This is a genomic window from Sphingopyxis sp. LARHCG72, from assembly GCF_052871675.1.
This window is the reverse complement of the sequence record NZ_JBIXJU010000008.1, coordinates 151879-164692: the sequence shown is the minus strand read 5'-3', so window position 1 is coordinate 164692 and position 12814 is coordinate 151879. Positions and strand designations below refer to the sequence as shown.

The following is a 12814-nucleotide window of genomic DNA, read 5'->3' as shown; positions in this document are numbered from 1 at the left end:
GCGGCGGCCGCGCCATGCCTTGAAGCTGTGGCATCGCTGGTTCGGCCTCGTCGCCGGGCTCTGGCTCGCGCTGCTCGCCATTACCGGCATCGCGGTCACCTTCTACGACGAGCTCGACAGCGCGCTCAACGCCGATTGGCGGACGGTCCCTGCATCGGACCAGGTCGCGCCTATCGATGATGCTGCAAGAAAGGCTGAGCGCGCGCTGCCGGGCTTTGCGCCGAACATGATCGAGCTGCCCGGCCATGCCGGTGACAGCCTGTGGATGATGGGCCGCGCGCCTATCGGCGGATCGCCGCGGCCCGTGCAGGTCTTCGCCGATCCGCGCGACGGATCGGTGCTCGGGTGGCGCGAAAGCGGCGCGATCAGGTTCGACCGGCGCCATGCGATGGACATCGTCTACGGCCTTCACATCGACCTGCTTGCCGGGCCGTGGATGACCTGGTTCTTCGGCCTCGTCTCGCTGCTGTGGGTGATCGATCACGGCATCGCGGCGGCGCTGTCCTTTCCGAAGGGGATGCACTGGCTGCGCGCATTCCGGACCGAAGGGCGCCGCGGCAGCCTGAAGCGCCTGTTCGATTCGCATCGCGCCTGGGGCCTCTGGTTCCTGCCGGTGACCCTCGTCCTCGCGGTTACTGGCGTGACGCTGGCGTGGCCCGACGACAGCCGCGAAGCGGTCGCCCTCGTCTCGCCGACCACCGGCCGCCTCCACGAAAGCATGGCCGACGTTCCCGAAACACCGCCCGCGATCGACATCGACGCCGCGATGGCGCGCATCGTCGGCGATAAGCGCGGGCGCGTTCACAGCGTCCGCATTTTCCCCGACCATGGCGTCTATGCCGTGCGCACCTTCGACGCGCGCGACCGCGACGATCAGGGGCGGCTTTGGCACTATGTCGCGATGGACGACGGCCGCGTCACCGGCACGCGCCACGACAATGGCAGCACCGCAGGCGACGAATTCTTCGCCTGGCAATATCCGCTCCACTCGGGGAAGGTCTTTGGCCTCGCGGGGCGGCTACTTGTCCTTGCGGGGGGCGTGGTGACGCTCTGGCTCTGCCTCAGCGGGTTACGGCTTTGGCTCCGCCGGCGGCGATAAGGATCGGGAAAAAGGCTCGCGCGCGTCGAGGCTTTGCGCTTAATATCGGCACATGCTCACGATGATCCTTCCCGCCCTTGTCCTGTCTGCCGCTCAGGCGACCCCTGCGGTCGTCCCGCCGCCCGCTGCGCCGCGTGCCGGGCCGGTTCGGCCGATGATGGCACCGCCGCCGCCCCCGCCGCCGCTGCCCGTCCCGCAACTGGCCGACACGCGGCCCTATGTGGCGCTCGTCACCGATGCGGGCACGATCACCGTGCGGATCGAGAGCAAGCGCGCGCCGGTCACCGCCGCGAACTTCCTCCGCTATGTCGACGCGAAACGGATGGACGGTTTCAAATTCTATCGCTCGACGAAAAGCTGGGGGCCCGCGAACCAGCTGATCCAGGCGGGCAATCGCGGCGATGCGCGCAGGAATTTCCCGCCGATCGCGCACGAGCCGACGAAGGCGACGGGGCTGACGAATTGCAAGGGCGCGCTGTCGATGGCGCGGCTCAATCCGGGCGACGCGACGAGCGACTTCTTCCTGCTGCTGTCCGACATCAAGGGGTTCGACAGTGACGCACCGGGCGGAGACGGAGCGGGTTTTGCGGTGTTCGGTGAAATCGTCGGCGGCGCCGACATCGCCGAGCAAATCTTCAACGCCCCGATCTCGCCGACCGCGGGCGAGGGCGTGATGGTCGGGCAGATGCTCGAACCGCAAGTGACGATCAAGACCGCGCGACGTGTTCCCGCGCCCGCCAATGCCCCGAAGGGGTGCGTCGTCAAGGCGGGGTAAAGCTGCGCCCGACCCCTATCATTTATTTTGCGTTCATCCGCGCTGTGGCTATACCGCGCGCATGACTCGATTTGCCCCCTCGCGCGCAACCGTGCGCCTGCTCGCCGCCGCGCTCGTGATCACCCCCATGCTGGCGGCCTGTGCCGGGGGCGGCAATGTGAAGAAGGACACGCGTTACGTCGCGCGCGACGTCAACACACTGTACCGCGCGGCGCAGGACCGGCTCGATCGCGGCCAGTACGGCCTCGCAGCCGCGCTGTTCGACGAGGTGGAGCGCCAGCATCCCTATTCGCCCTGGGCGCGCCGCGCGCAGCTGATGAGCTCGTTCAGCTATTATATGGACCGCGAATATACCCCGGCGATCGAGGCTGCGCAGCGTTTCCTCGCGATCCACCCGGGCAACAAGGACGCGCCCTACGCCTATTATCTGATCGGCCTCAGCTATTATGAGCAGATCAGCGACGTGACGCGCGACCAGAAGATCACCCAGCAGGCGCAGAATGCGCTCGGCGAAGTCATCCGCCGCTATCCCGACAGCCGCTACGCGTCCGACGCGCGCCTCAAGGTCGATCTGGTGCAGGATCACCTCGCGGGCAAGGAAATGGAAATCGGCCGTTTCTACCAGCGCAGCTCGAACTGGCTCGCGGCGTCGATCCGTTTCCGCGAGGTCGTCGATAAATATCAGACGACGAGCCACGCCCCCGAGGCGCTCTATCGCCTGACCGAATGCTATCTGGCGCTCGGCATTCCGGGTGAAGCGAAAAAATCGGCTGCGGTGCTCGGTGCCAACTATCCGGGCAACGAATGGTACGAACGCGCCTACAAGCTGATGCAGAAGAACGCGCCGAGCGCATAGATTCTGCCTTTGTTCTGCGGTAAGGGCAGGGCATGCTGACGGCGCTTTCCATCGCCAATATCGTGCTGATCGAACGGCTCGACCTCGATTTCGAGGCCGGGCTGGGCGTGCTGACCGGTGAAACCGGCGCGGGCAAGTCGATCCTGCTCGATGCGCTCGGCCTCGCGCTCGGCGCGCGCGCCGACAATGCGTTGGTGCGGCAGGGGGCCGACAAGGCACAGGTGACGGCAAGTTTTGCCGCGCCGGCGTCGGGGACGAAGCTCGCCGCGTTGCTTGCCGAGAATGAGATCGCGCTCGAACCCGGCGAACCGCTGCTGATCCGCCGCACCTTGAAGGCCGACGGCGGCAGCCGCGCTTTCCTGAACGACCAGCCCTGTTCGGCGGCGCTGCTGCGCGAAGTCGGCACCCATCTCGTCGAAATCCATGGCCAGCACGACGACCGCGGCCTGCTCGCGCCCGCCGGGCACCGCGCGCTGCTCGACGCCTATGCGCGCGCCGATACCCGCGGCGTTGCCGCGGCGCACGCCGCGTGGCGCGCCGCCGGGGACAAGCTCGCCGCCGCGCGCGCGGCGATTTCGGAGGCCGAACGCGACCGCGAATGGCTCGAGCATTGTGTTGCCGAATTGCAGGCGCTCGCGCCGCAGCCCGGCGAAGACGCCGAACTGTCCGAAGCCCGCGCGGCGATGCAGAAGGGCGAACGGCTCGCGGGCGACCTCGGCGCGATCATGGAAGCGTTCGAGGGAAGCGACAGCGGTCCCGCGCAACTCCGCGGCGCGGCGCGGCGGCTCGACCGCCTCGCGGGCGACCATCCCTTGCTCGCCGAGGCGCTCGCCGGGCTCGATCGCGCGATCATCGAAGCCGACGAGGCCGAGACCAAGCTCCACGAAGCCGCGCGCGCGATGGAATATGACCCCGAACGGCTCGAAGCGACCGAAACGCGGCTGTTCGAGCTGCGCGCGATGGCGCGCAAGCATGGGTGTCAGCCCGACGAGCTCGCCGAACTTGCGGGCACGCTCGCGGCGCGCCTCGACGCGATCGAGGGCGGCAGCGCGGGGCTCGCGAAACTCGAGGCCGCAGTCGCCCAAACGGCCGCTGCCTACACCCACGCCGCGACCGCGCTCTCGGGCCAGCGCAGCAAGGCCGCGACGCGCCTCGACACGGCGGTCGCGGGCGAACTGGTGCCGCTCAAGCTCGACGCCGCGCGCTTCCAGACGCTGGTCGAACGGCTGCCGGCCGAACGCTGGGGCGCCGACGGGATCGACCGCGTCGAATTTCTCATCTCGACCAATCCCGGTGCACCCTTCGCGCCGCTCGCGAAGATCGCGTCGGGCGGCGAACTCTCGCGCTTCATCCTCGCGCTGAAAGTGGCGCTGGCCGAAGAGGGCGGCGCCGACACGATCATCTTCGATGAAATCGACCGCGGCGTCGGCGGCGCGGTTGCCAGCGCGATCGGCGAACGCCTCGCAAGGCTCGCGGGCGCCGGGAAACAGCTCCTTGCCGTGACCCACAGCCCGCAGGTCGCGGCCAAGGGCGCCGCGCATTTCATCATCGCCAAGTCGAGCGAGGGTATCGTCACGCGCACCAGCGTCCACGAACTCGACGAAGCCGGCCGCCGCGAGGAAATCGCGCGGATGCTGTCGGGCGCCGAAGTGACCGACGAAGCGCGGGCGCAGGCGGAGCGGCTGCTGGAGGTCGCGGCATGACCGCGCCGCACCCGCTCGACCGTCCCGTCTGGAGCATGCTCACCGGGCGGCAGGCGCATCTCGCCGAAGGCGACGCGCGCGCGGTGCGGATCGATCGCGGCTATGGCGTGTTCGGCGTCGCCGCCGACACCGGCGCCGAGGCACAGGCCGCGCTCGCGGACCTTGTGCCCGACGACGGCGAAATCTGGATCGTCGAGGGCGAACGCTGGCCCGTTCCCGCGGGTACGCGCGAGGTGAAGCGCGCGGTGCTCGCGCAGATGGTGGCCGAAGGCCCGCCGCCGCCGCGTGACGGCGAACCCGCGATCCTTGCGCTCGATGAGGAAGACGCGCCCGAAATGGCGGCGCTTGCCGAGCACGCAAAACCCGGCCCCTGGGGACCGAAGACGCACCGCTACGGACCCTTTTTCGGTATCCGCGAGAACGGCCGTCTGCTCGCGATGGCGGGACAGCGCATATTGGTCCCCGGCATGGCCGAGGTCAGCGGGGTGTCGACGTGGGAGGACTGCCGCGGCCGCGGGCTGGCGCGCGCGCTGATCGGTCATGTCATGCGCGAAATGGTCGCGCGGGGCGAACAGCCCTTCCTGCACAGCTATGCCGACAATGCCGGCGCGATCGCGCTCTATGAATCGCTCGGTTTCCGTATCCGCCGCGAGGTGCATGTGCTGGCGATCGCAAAATGATGAACCGGCGCGAGCATCTCGCCGCGATGCTGGCGATGGCGGCCGCGCTGCTGCCGGCGGGTCAATTGCAGGCGCTGGAGGCGCGAATGGAAGAGCTTGTTCCCGAATATGGCCTGATCGGCCAGATGCTGGCGCTGCCCGGCAAACGCGCCGAACTGGTCGCGATCCTCGGTGAAGGCACCGGAGCGATGCCGGGCAACATGGGCTATCTGATCGGCGAGGACAGCGCGAACCCAGACGCGATCTGGATCGTCGAAATCTGGGAAACGAAAGCGGCGCATGCCGCTTCGCTGCAACTTCCCGCGGTGCAGGAAGCGATCAAAAAGGGTCGCCCGCTGATCGCCGGATTTGGCACTCGCGCCGAGTTCAAGCCGGTGGCAAAGACCGGTGCATGACCGAGATTGAATCGCTTTCCCAAGCCGACGCCGCCAATGAACTGATGCGATTGGCGAAGCAGATCGCCTATCACAGCAAACGCTATCATGCCGAGGATGCGCCGGAGATTTCGGACGCCGATTATGACGCGCTCGTCCGCCGCAACAACGAACTCGAAGCCGCGTTCCCGGCGCTGATCCGTGCCGACAGCCCGAATAATCAGGTCGGCGCCGCGGTCGAGGCGTCGCCGCTCGCCAAGGTCACCCACGCGCAGCGGATGATGAGCCTCGACAACGCCTTCTCGGGCGAGGATGTCGAGGAATTTGCGGCGCGCGTTCGCCGCTTCCTGAATCTCGGCGCGGACGAGGTTGTCGCGCTGACCGCCGAGGACAAGATCGACGGCCTCTCCTGCTCGCTGCGGTACGAGAAGGGCCAGCTCGTGCAGGCGGCGACGCGCGGAGATGGCAGCGTCGGCGAGGATGTGACCCCGAATGTCGCGACGATCGCCGACATTCCGCAGGTCCTGAAGGGCGACATTCCCGACGTTTTCGAGATCCGCGGCGAAGTCTATATGGCGAAGGGCGATTTCGCGGCGCTCAACGAACGGCTGCTCGAAGAGGGCAGGGCGCTCGCGCTGCAACGCGAACAAGAGTTCGATCCCGCCACCGTCCGCCAGTTCGCCAACCCGCGCAACGCCGCCGCGGGCTCGCTGCGCCAGAAGGACGCGAGTGTCACCGCATCGCGCCCCTTGCGTTTCCTCGCGCACGGCTGGGGCGAGGTGAGCGCGCTTCCGGAGGCGACGCAGTTCGAGATGATGAAGCGGATCGAAAGCTGGGGCGTGCCGGTCTCGCCGCTCCTGCGCCGCTATGAATTGGTCGCCGACATCCTCGCCCATTATGCCGACATCGAGCGCCAGCGCGCGGAGCTGCCCTATGATATCGATGGCGTCGTCTACAAGGTCGACCGGCTCGACTGGCAGGCGCGACTGGGCTTTGTCGCGAAGGCTCCGCGCTGGGCCATCGCGCATAAATTCCCTGCCGAACGCGCGCAGACCACATTGGAGGCCATCGACATCCAGGTCGGTCGCACGGGTAAACTCACCCCCGTCGGGCGGCTTGTCCCGGTCACCGTCGGCGGGGTGGTCGTCTCGAACGTCACGCTCCATAATCGCGACGAAATCGGCCGTCTCGGTGTGCGCCCCGGCGACCGCGTCGTGATCCAGCGCGCGGGCGACGTGATCCCGCAGGTCGTCGAAAACCTGACCCGCGACGAGGATCGCGCCGCTTATGTCTTTCCCGACCATTGCCCGGTCTGCGGCAGCGAGGCCGTCGCCGAGGAGGGCGAGGTCGACGTCCGTTGCACCGGCGGCCTCATCTGCAACGCGCAAAAGTTCGAGCGTTTGCGGCACTTCGTGAGCCGCGGCGCGCTCGATATCGAGGGGCTGGGCGAAAAGAGCATCGCGGAGTTTCTGGAACTGGGCTGGCTCGACAAGGGGCCCGCCGACATTTTCCGCCTGAAAGAGCATCGCGCCGAGCTGCTGGGGCGCGAGGGCTGGAAGGAGAAGTCAGTCGACAATCTCTTCGCCGCGATCGAGGCCAAGCGCACGCCCGACGCCGCGCGGCTGCTTTTCGGCCTCGGCATCCGCCACGTCGGTGCGGTGACCGCCCGCGACCTGCTCAAAGGGCTCGGCGATATCCGGCGCCTTCCGGAGAAAGCCGCCGAGATTCACACCTATCTTGAGGCAAACCCGCAAGGCGAAGGCGAATCGGACGGCAAATATACGACGCGCAAGGTCGAGGCGTTCAAGGCGATCCTCGAAGTCCGCGCCGACGGCATCGGTCCCGCAGTCGCGGAGGCGCTCGCCGATTTCTTCCACGAACCGCACAACCGCGCGCTGTGGGACGACCTCCTCTCCGAAGTCTCGCCGCCGCCTTACGTCGTCGAAACGCGCGAGAGTGAAGTGTCGGGTATGACGGTCGTCTTCACCGGCAAGCTCGAGACGATGAGCCGCGACGAGGCGAAGGCGCAGGCCGAAGCGCTCGGTGCCAAGGCCGCGGGCAGCGTCAGCGCCAAGACCGATCTGGTCGTCGCGGGCCCCGGGGCGGGGTCGAAGCTCAAGCAGGCGAGTGCACTGGGCATCCGCGTGATCGACGAAGCCGAGTGGGCGACGATCGTCGCGGCGGCGGGTTAGGACGTTATCAACGGTGCGCGCCATCACAGACGGCGCGGCGGAAATGCTGTGAGGGGGCCGCATGGCAAAACGTGACTATCTCCAGAACCTGATGCGCGATCTCGAATCGCATACCGAGGTGCGGCGTTTCGGCAGCGGCTGGCTGTCGGGCTTCTTCGGACTGCTGTTCGCGATCGCGGGTTTCTTCATGGTGGTCGCGCTACGCTTCCCCGACTGGTTCGCGACCCCCGAACTCGCAATCATCAAGCATTGGGGCGGTTTTCGCGGGCTGGTTCATGCGGTGTTGCTGGTGAGTTACGGCCTGTCATTGCTCAGCCTGCTGCTCCGCCCACGCAAGGTTCTCGGCCTTACCGCGCTGATGATCGGGCTCGCCGCGATCCTCGTCGGCGGGGCGAACGTCCAGCCTCAGGAAACGCGCGACTGGGGCATCTTCTTCGGGCTCGATTTCTTCGTCGTGAACCTGCTCGTAACCGGCTTCATGTTCGCGCCGCTCGAGCGCGCCTTTCCGCACCGCCGCACGCAGCGGCTGTTCCGCACCGAATGGCGCGAGGATCTGTTCTATTATCTTGTCAGCACGATGTTCGTGCAGGTCTTGGGCTTCCTCGCGCTCGCGCCCTCGACAATCATCAACGAGAATACCTCGAACTGGGAGGCCTTTCGCGCCGCGGTCGCGTCGCTGCCGTGGATCGTCCAGTTCGTCATCGTGGTCGTCGCGTCGGACATGGCGCAATATTGGTTCCACCGCACCTTCCATCGCTATCCCTTCCTCTGGGGTTTCCACGCGGTGCACCACAGCGCGAAATCGATGGACTGGCTCGCGGGCTCGCGGATGCACTTCGTCGAGATCATCCTGCTGCGCTCGATCACCTCGCTGCCCCTCTTCACCCTCGGCTTCGCGCCGTCGGTGATGCAGGCCTATATCGGCTTCGTTTATGTCTGGTCGTCGCTGCTCCACGCCAATGTCGGGGGCAATTTCAACCGGCTCGGCCACTGGATCGCGACCCCGCGTTTCCACCATTGGCATCACGGGCTCGAGCGCGAAGCGTTCGACGTCAATTTCGCGATCCATTTCCCGTGGATCGACAAATTGTTCGGCACTTTCCATCTGCCGAAGGACCGCTGGCCCGAAAATTACGGCATCCCCGAGGATGTGCCCAAACATTATTGGGGCCAGTTCCTCTATCCCTGGACGCGCACCGGCAAGAAGACCGACGAGACGCCCGCCGAATAGCTTGGAGCAGCGTAGGGCAATCTGTCCGCTTGCCAGCGCCATGCTCGCGCCATAAGGCGCGGCAAGTGGGCATCCTCGCCGCCTTTCGCCGTCCCGGCATCCTGCTGCTGTTGCCGCTGCTGCTCGCGCTCGCCGCGCGGGTGCTCGTCGCGCCGGGCTGGATGATCGAGAGCGATGCGGGCGGGTCGATCACGGTGCGCATCTGTTCGGACCCCGCCAATCCCGGCGGGACGATGACGATTCCGCTCGATAAGGCGGGCAGCCACGACAAGGGCGACGCGCAGCAGCATTGCCCGTGGGGCGCGCTCGCAAACGCGCCGATCGTACCCGACCTGCCGGTCCTCGCCGCGGCGCCCATGGCCGCGGAACCTGTACCCGTCGCCGCGCGCGCGCTCGGCTTCGCCCCGGGCACCGCGTCGCCGCTTCCGCCGAGTACCGGACCACCTCTCTTCGCCTGATTCAGCCTGACCTGCCGCCCGCGCATAAAGCGCGGCGCGGATCCATGCCTGTATCCGGGGAAGAGATTTCCAATGACAAAATATGCTGATTATGCGGCGCCCTTGCTGGCGCTCGCCACTTGCCTTGCCGCCGTTCCCGCCCATGCCGATGAAGCCGATTCGACGATCATCGTCACCGCACCGACCGCGACCGACGCTGCGGAGGCGCGCGCGGCGCAAACGCCCGGGGGCACCGACGTCGTTTCCTACGAAGACTATGCCGACAAATCGGTCGTGAGCCTGCGCGACACGCTCGCTTTCTCGCCCGGCGTCTACCTCCAGCCGCGTTACGGGCAGGAGGTGCGCATCGCAATCCGCGGCTCGGGCCTGTCGCGCGGCTTCCACATGCGCGGGCTCACGCTGCTCCAGGACGGCGTGCCGACCAACCTCGCCGACGACAATGGCGATTTCCAGGAGCTCGAACCGATCTTCTTCGACCATCTCGAAGTGTATCGCGGCGCCAACGCGCTGCGCTTCGGGTCGGGCACATTGGGCGGCGCGATCAACGGCGTGACCCCGACGGGCCGCACGGCGCAGGGCATCTATTTGCGCGCCGACGTTGGCAGTTTCGACAGCTTTCGCGGCCTGCTTTCGGCGGGCGTCGCAAGCGAGCGCGTCGACGCGTGGGGCGCGGTCAGTGCCGACACGTCGGATGGCGACCGCGACCACGCGAAGCGTCGCAGCCTGCGCTTTCAGGGCAATGTCGGGTTGAAGCTGAGCGATGTGGCGAGCACGCGCTTCTATGCCAGCGTCAACCATATCCGGCAGGAACTGCCCGGCGCACTGACGATGGCTGAAGCCTTGTCGACCCCGCGCAAGGCCAATGCCGGTGCGGTGGCGGGCGATCAGGCGCGCGACATCGACTCGCTGCGCCTCCAGAACCGCACGGGCTTCGACTGGGGCGCCCTCACCCTCGATGTCGGCGGCTTCGTCAACGCCAAGTCGCTCCACCACCCGATCTTCCAGCTCATCGACCAGAAGTCGGTCGATGTCGGCAGCTTCTTCCGTGCCGACTATGCGACCGGCGCGGTCGAGGTGACGGTCGGCGGTGAAATCCGCCGCGGCAGCACCGATGCGCGCCAGTTCGTCAATAGCGGCGGGCGGCGCGGGGCGCTGACTTTCGACGCCGACCAGAAGGCACAGACCGCGACGCTCTATGGCGAAGTGCGTGTGCGGCCCGTCGACACACTGACGCTGGTCGCAGGCGGCGTCTACGCCGATGGCTGGCGCAAGCGGGCGGTCAATTTCTCCGTCACCCCGGCGACCGACGGCCGGATCGACTTCGACGCCTTCTCCCCGAAGTTCGGCCTGTTGTTCGAGCCCGCCGCCGATATCCAGTTCTTCGCCAACTACAGCCGCTCGGCCGAATTCCCCGGCTTCGGCGAAGTGTTCCAGACGATCGGTACCCCGCCGACGAGCACGGTGGTTTCGGACATCCGTCCGCAACGCGCATGGACTGCCGAATTTGGCACGCGCGGCAAAGTCGGGTTCGTGAGCTGGGACGTCGCTTTCTACCGCTCGACGCTGAAGGGCGAGCTGCTCCAGTTCACGACCAACAGCAATATTCCGGCGGCAACATTCAACGCCAACCGCACCCTGCATCAGGGCGTCGAAGCGGGGCTGGACCTCGCACCGACTGGCTGGCTGCGCTTGCGCCAAGCCTATACCTACAGCGACTTCCGCTTCCGGGGTGACGCGCAGTTCGGCGACAACCGCCTGCCGGTCGTGCCGAAGCATGTATACCGGGCGGAATTGCGCTTCGGCACCGACGCGCTGCATATCGCGCCGAACCTCGAGTGGGTACCCGAGGGCCCCTTTGCCGATTACCGCAATCAGGTCCGTACGCCCGGCTATGCGCTGATCGGCATCACCGGCGGCGCGACGATTGCGAACGGCATCGACGCCTTCGTCGACGTCCGCAATATCACCGGCAAGAAGGCGATCGGCGACATCAGTGCGGCGATCGCGGTCACGTCCGCATCGGCGATCTATTACCCCGTCGAGCGCCGCGCGGTGTCGGCGGGCATCCGCGCGCGCTTCTGAAGGGGCGGGGGATGACCGACAGCAACCGGGTTCCGCTTTATCGCACGATCTGGCGCTGGCATTTCTATGCCGGACTGTTCGTTATCCCCTTCATTCTGATCCTTTCGGTGACGGGCGCCGCCTATCTGTTCAAGCCCGAGCTTGACCGGTGGGAGGAGCGCGCGTGGCGCGGCCTGCCGACGGCGGGCGCGGTCGATGCCGATGCACAGGTCGCCGCCGCGCTCGCCGCGTTTCCCGGCGCGAGCTTCCATTATTACCGCATCCCCGGCGCCCCCGGCGATTCGGCGGTCGTCCACATCGGCCTGCCGGGTGGCGGGATGCGCGACATTGCCGTCTCACCCCAAGGCAAGGTGGTCGGCACCGCCGACCCCGACCAGCGCATTTCGGCGTGGCTGTCGCGCATCCACGGCACGCTGCTCATCGGCCGCACCGGTCGCCTGCTCGTCGAGCTCGCCGCGAGCTGGGCGATCGTGATGATCCTGACCGGCCTCTATCTCTGGTGGCCGCGCGGACGCGGCGCCGCGGGGGTGGTCTGGCCGCGGCTGTCGCTCGGCGGGCGCGCCGCGCTGCGCGATCTCCACGCCGTCACCGGCTTCTGGGTCTCGGGCCTCGCGCTCGTCCTTCTCTTCACCGCGCTGCCATGGACCGACGTGTGGGCGAGCGGTTTCCGCGCCGTCCGCGCCGAAATGGGCTGGGTATCGGGGGTGCAGGACTGGAAGGGCGGCGCGGACCCGCACGCCGCGCACGACCATAGCGCGATGGCGGCCGCCACGCCTGCCGGACCACCACCTCGCGCGCGTCTCGAATATATCGTGCTCCGTTCCCGCACCGAGCATATGCCCGCGCCCGCGATTATCCAGCCGCCCGGCGCGCCCAACGCCTTCGGTCCGCCCAACGGCAACGTCTGGACGCTGACGACGCTCACCCAGAACCGGCCGCAAGTCCGCAAGGTCAGTTATGACCCCGAAACGAGCATCGAAGTCGCGCGCAGCGGCTTTGCCGACAAGCACGCCATCGACCGCGCCGTCGGCTACGGCATCGCGTGGCACGAGGGGCAACTCTTCGGTCTCGCCAACCAGCTGATCGGGGTCGCCACCGCGCTCGCGCTGTTCACCCTCGCGATCTCGGGCTTCCTGATGTGGCACCGCCGCCGGCCCGACGATGCGCTCGGCGCGCCGCCCGCCGCGCGCGATCCCGCGAAACTCCGCGGCGTTGCGGCGCTGGTCCTGATCCTCGCCGCACTCCTCCCCATGCTCGCCGCCTCGCTGATCCTTCTCTGGATCGTCGAGCGCCTCCTGTTGCCGCGCCTTCCGCGTGCGGCGCGCTGGCTCGGCGTTGCGGCAAAGGCCCCGGCGCGACTATAG

The 12814-nt window shown here is 67.4% G+C and carries 11 protein-coding genes; all 11 read left to right on the top strand.

Annotated features, from left to right (window positions below):
• Nucleotides 1-19 precede the first annotated feature (19 nt).
• Nucleotides 20-1099 carry a PepSY-associated TM helix domain-containing protein gene (locus ACIPPQ_RS17865; RefSeq protein ID WP_446545410.1) on the top strand — a complete coding sequence of 360 codons (1080 nt, stop codon included), beginning with the start codon at nucleotides 20-22 and terminating at the stop codon, nucleotides 1097-1099.
• Nucleotides 1100-1151: 52 nt separating this feature from the next.
• Nucleotides 1152-1874, top strand: a complete 723-nt coding sequence (locus ACIPPQ_RS17860; protein WP_446545409.1) for a peptidylprolyl isomerase — start codon at nucleotides 1152-1154, stop codon at nucleotides 1872-1874.
• A 61-nt stretch (nucleotides 1875-1935) separates the two neighbouring features.
• On the top strand, nucleotides 1936-2730 hold the full coding sequence (locus ACIPPQ_RS17855; RefSeq protein ID WP_446545408.1) for an outer membrane protein assembly factor BamD: 795 nt from the start codon (nucleotides 1936-1938) through the stop codon (nucleotides 2728-2730).
• A 32-nt stretch (nucleotides 2731-2762) separates the two neighbouring features.
• Nucleotides 2763-4433 carry a DNA repair protein RecN gene (gene recN, locus ACIPPQ_RS17850; RefSeq protein ID WP_446545407.1) on the top strand — a complete coding sequence of 557 codons (1671 nt, stop codon included), beginning with the start codon at nucleotides 2763-2765 and terminating at the stop codon, nucleotides 4431-4433.
• Nucleotides 4430-5113, top strand: a complete 684-nt coding sequence (locus ACIPPQ_RS17845) for a GNAT family N-acetyltransferase (protein ID WP_446545406.1) — start codon at nucleotides 4430-4432, stop codon at nucleotides 5111-5113. Before recN ends, ACIPPQ_RS17845 begins: the two co-directional genes overlap by 4 nt.
• Nucleotides 5110-5508, top strand: coding sequence for a putative quinol monooxygenase (locus ACIPPQ_RS17840; RefSeq protein WP_446545405.1), 399 nt, complete (start codon nucleotides 5110-5112; stop codon nucleotides 5506-5508). The genes ACIPPQ_RS17845 and ACIPPQ_RS17840 overlap by 4 nt, the downstream gene beginning before the upstream one ends.
• Nucleotides 5505-7679 (top strand): NAD-dependent DNA ligase LigA, encoded by a 2175-nt coding sequence (gene ligA, locus ACIPPQ_RS17835; RefSeq protein WP_446545404.1) that lies wholly within the window; start codon nucleotides 5505-5507, stop codon nucleotides 7677-7679. The genes ACIPPQ_RS17840 and ligA overlap by 4 nt, the downstream gene beginning before the upstream one ends.
• Nucleotides 7680-7740: 61 nt before the next feature.
• The gene (locus tag ACIPPQ_RS17830; RefSeq protein ID WP_446545403.1) at nucleotides 7741-8910 is read left to right on the top strand and encodes a sterol desaturase family protein; all 1170 of its coding nucleotides are present in this window, start codon (nucleotides 7741-7743) and stop codon (nucleotides 8908-8910) included.
• Between the two features lie 65 nt (nucleotides 8911-8975).
• Nucleotides 8976-9368, top strand: a complete 393-nt coding sequence (locus ACIPPQ_RS17825; protein WP_446545402.1) for a DUF2946 family protein — start codon at nucleotides 8976-8978, stop codon at nucleotides 9366-9368.
• 72 nt (nucleotides 9369-9440) lie between these two features.
• Nucleotides 9441-11450: a TonB-dependent receptor family protein gene (locus ACIPPQ_RS17820; protein WP_446545401.1), complete on the top strand. Its 2010-nt coding sequence runs from the start codon at nucleotides 9441-9443 to the stop codon at nucleotides 11448-11450.
• A gap of 11 nt (nucleotides 11451-11461) precedes the next feature.
• Complete coding sequence (locus tag ACIPPQ_RS17815) at nucleotides 11462-12814, top strand: PepSY-associated TM helix domain-containing protein (RefSeq protein WP_446545400.1); 1353 nt, start codon at nucleotides 11462-11464, stop codon at nucleotides 12812-12814.

Excerpts from the sequence above, each read along its gene's own strand:
- ACIPPQ_RS17860 (WP_446545409.1), top strand. The coding sequence starts at position 1,152 with ATGCTCACGATGATCCTTCCCGCCCTTGTCCTGTCTGCCGCTCAGGCG.
- ACIPPQ_RS17855 (WP_446545408.1), top strand. The coding sequence starts at position 1,936 with ATGACTCGATTTGCCCCCTCGCGCGCAACCGTGCGCCTGCTCGCCGCC.
- recN (WP_446545407.1), top strand. The coding sequence starts at position 2,763 with ATGCTGACGGCGCTTTCCATCGCCAATATCGTGCTGATCGAACGGCTC.
- ACIPPQ_RS17845 (WP_446545406.1), top strand. The coding sequence starts at position 4,430 with ATGACCGCGCCGCACCCGCTCGACCGTCCCGTCTGGAGCATGCTCACC.
- ACIPPQ_RS17840 (WP_446545405.1), top strand. The coding sequence starts at position 5,110 with ATGATGAACCGGCGCGAGCATCTCGCCGCGATGCTGGCGATGGCGGCC.
- ligA (WP_446545404.1), top strand. The coding sequence starts at position 5,505 with ATGACCGAGATTGAATCGCTTTCCCAAGCCGACGCCGCCAATGAACTG.
- ACIPPQ_RS17830 (WP_446545403.1), top strand. The coding sequence starts at position 7,741 with ATGGCAAAACGTGACTATCTCCAGAACCTGATGCGCGATCTCGAATCG.
- ACIPPQ_RS17820 (WP_446545401.1), top strand. The coding sequence starts at position 9,441 with ATGACAAAATATGCTGATTATGCGGCGCCCTTGCTGGCGCTCGCCACT.
- ACIPPQ_RS17815 (WP_446545400.1), top strand. The coding sequence starts at position 11,462 with ATGACCGACAGCAACCGGGTTCCGCTTTATCGCACGATCTGGCGCTGG.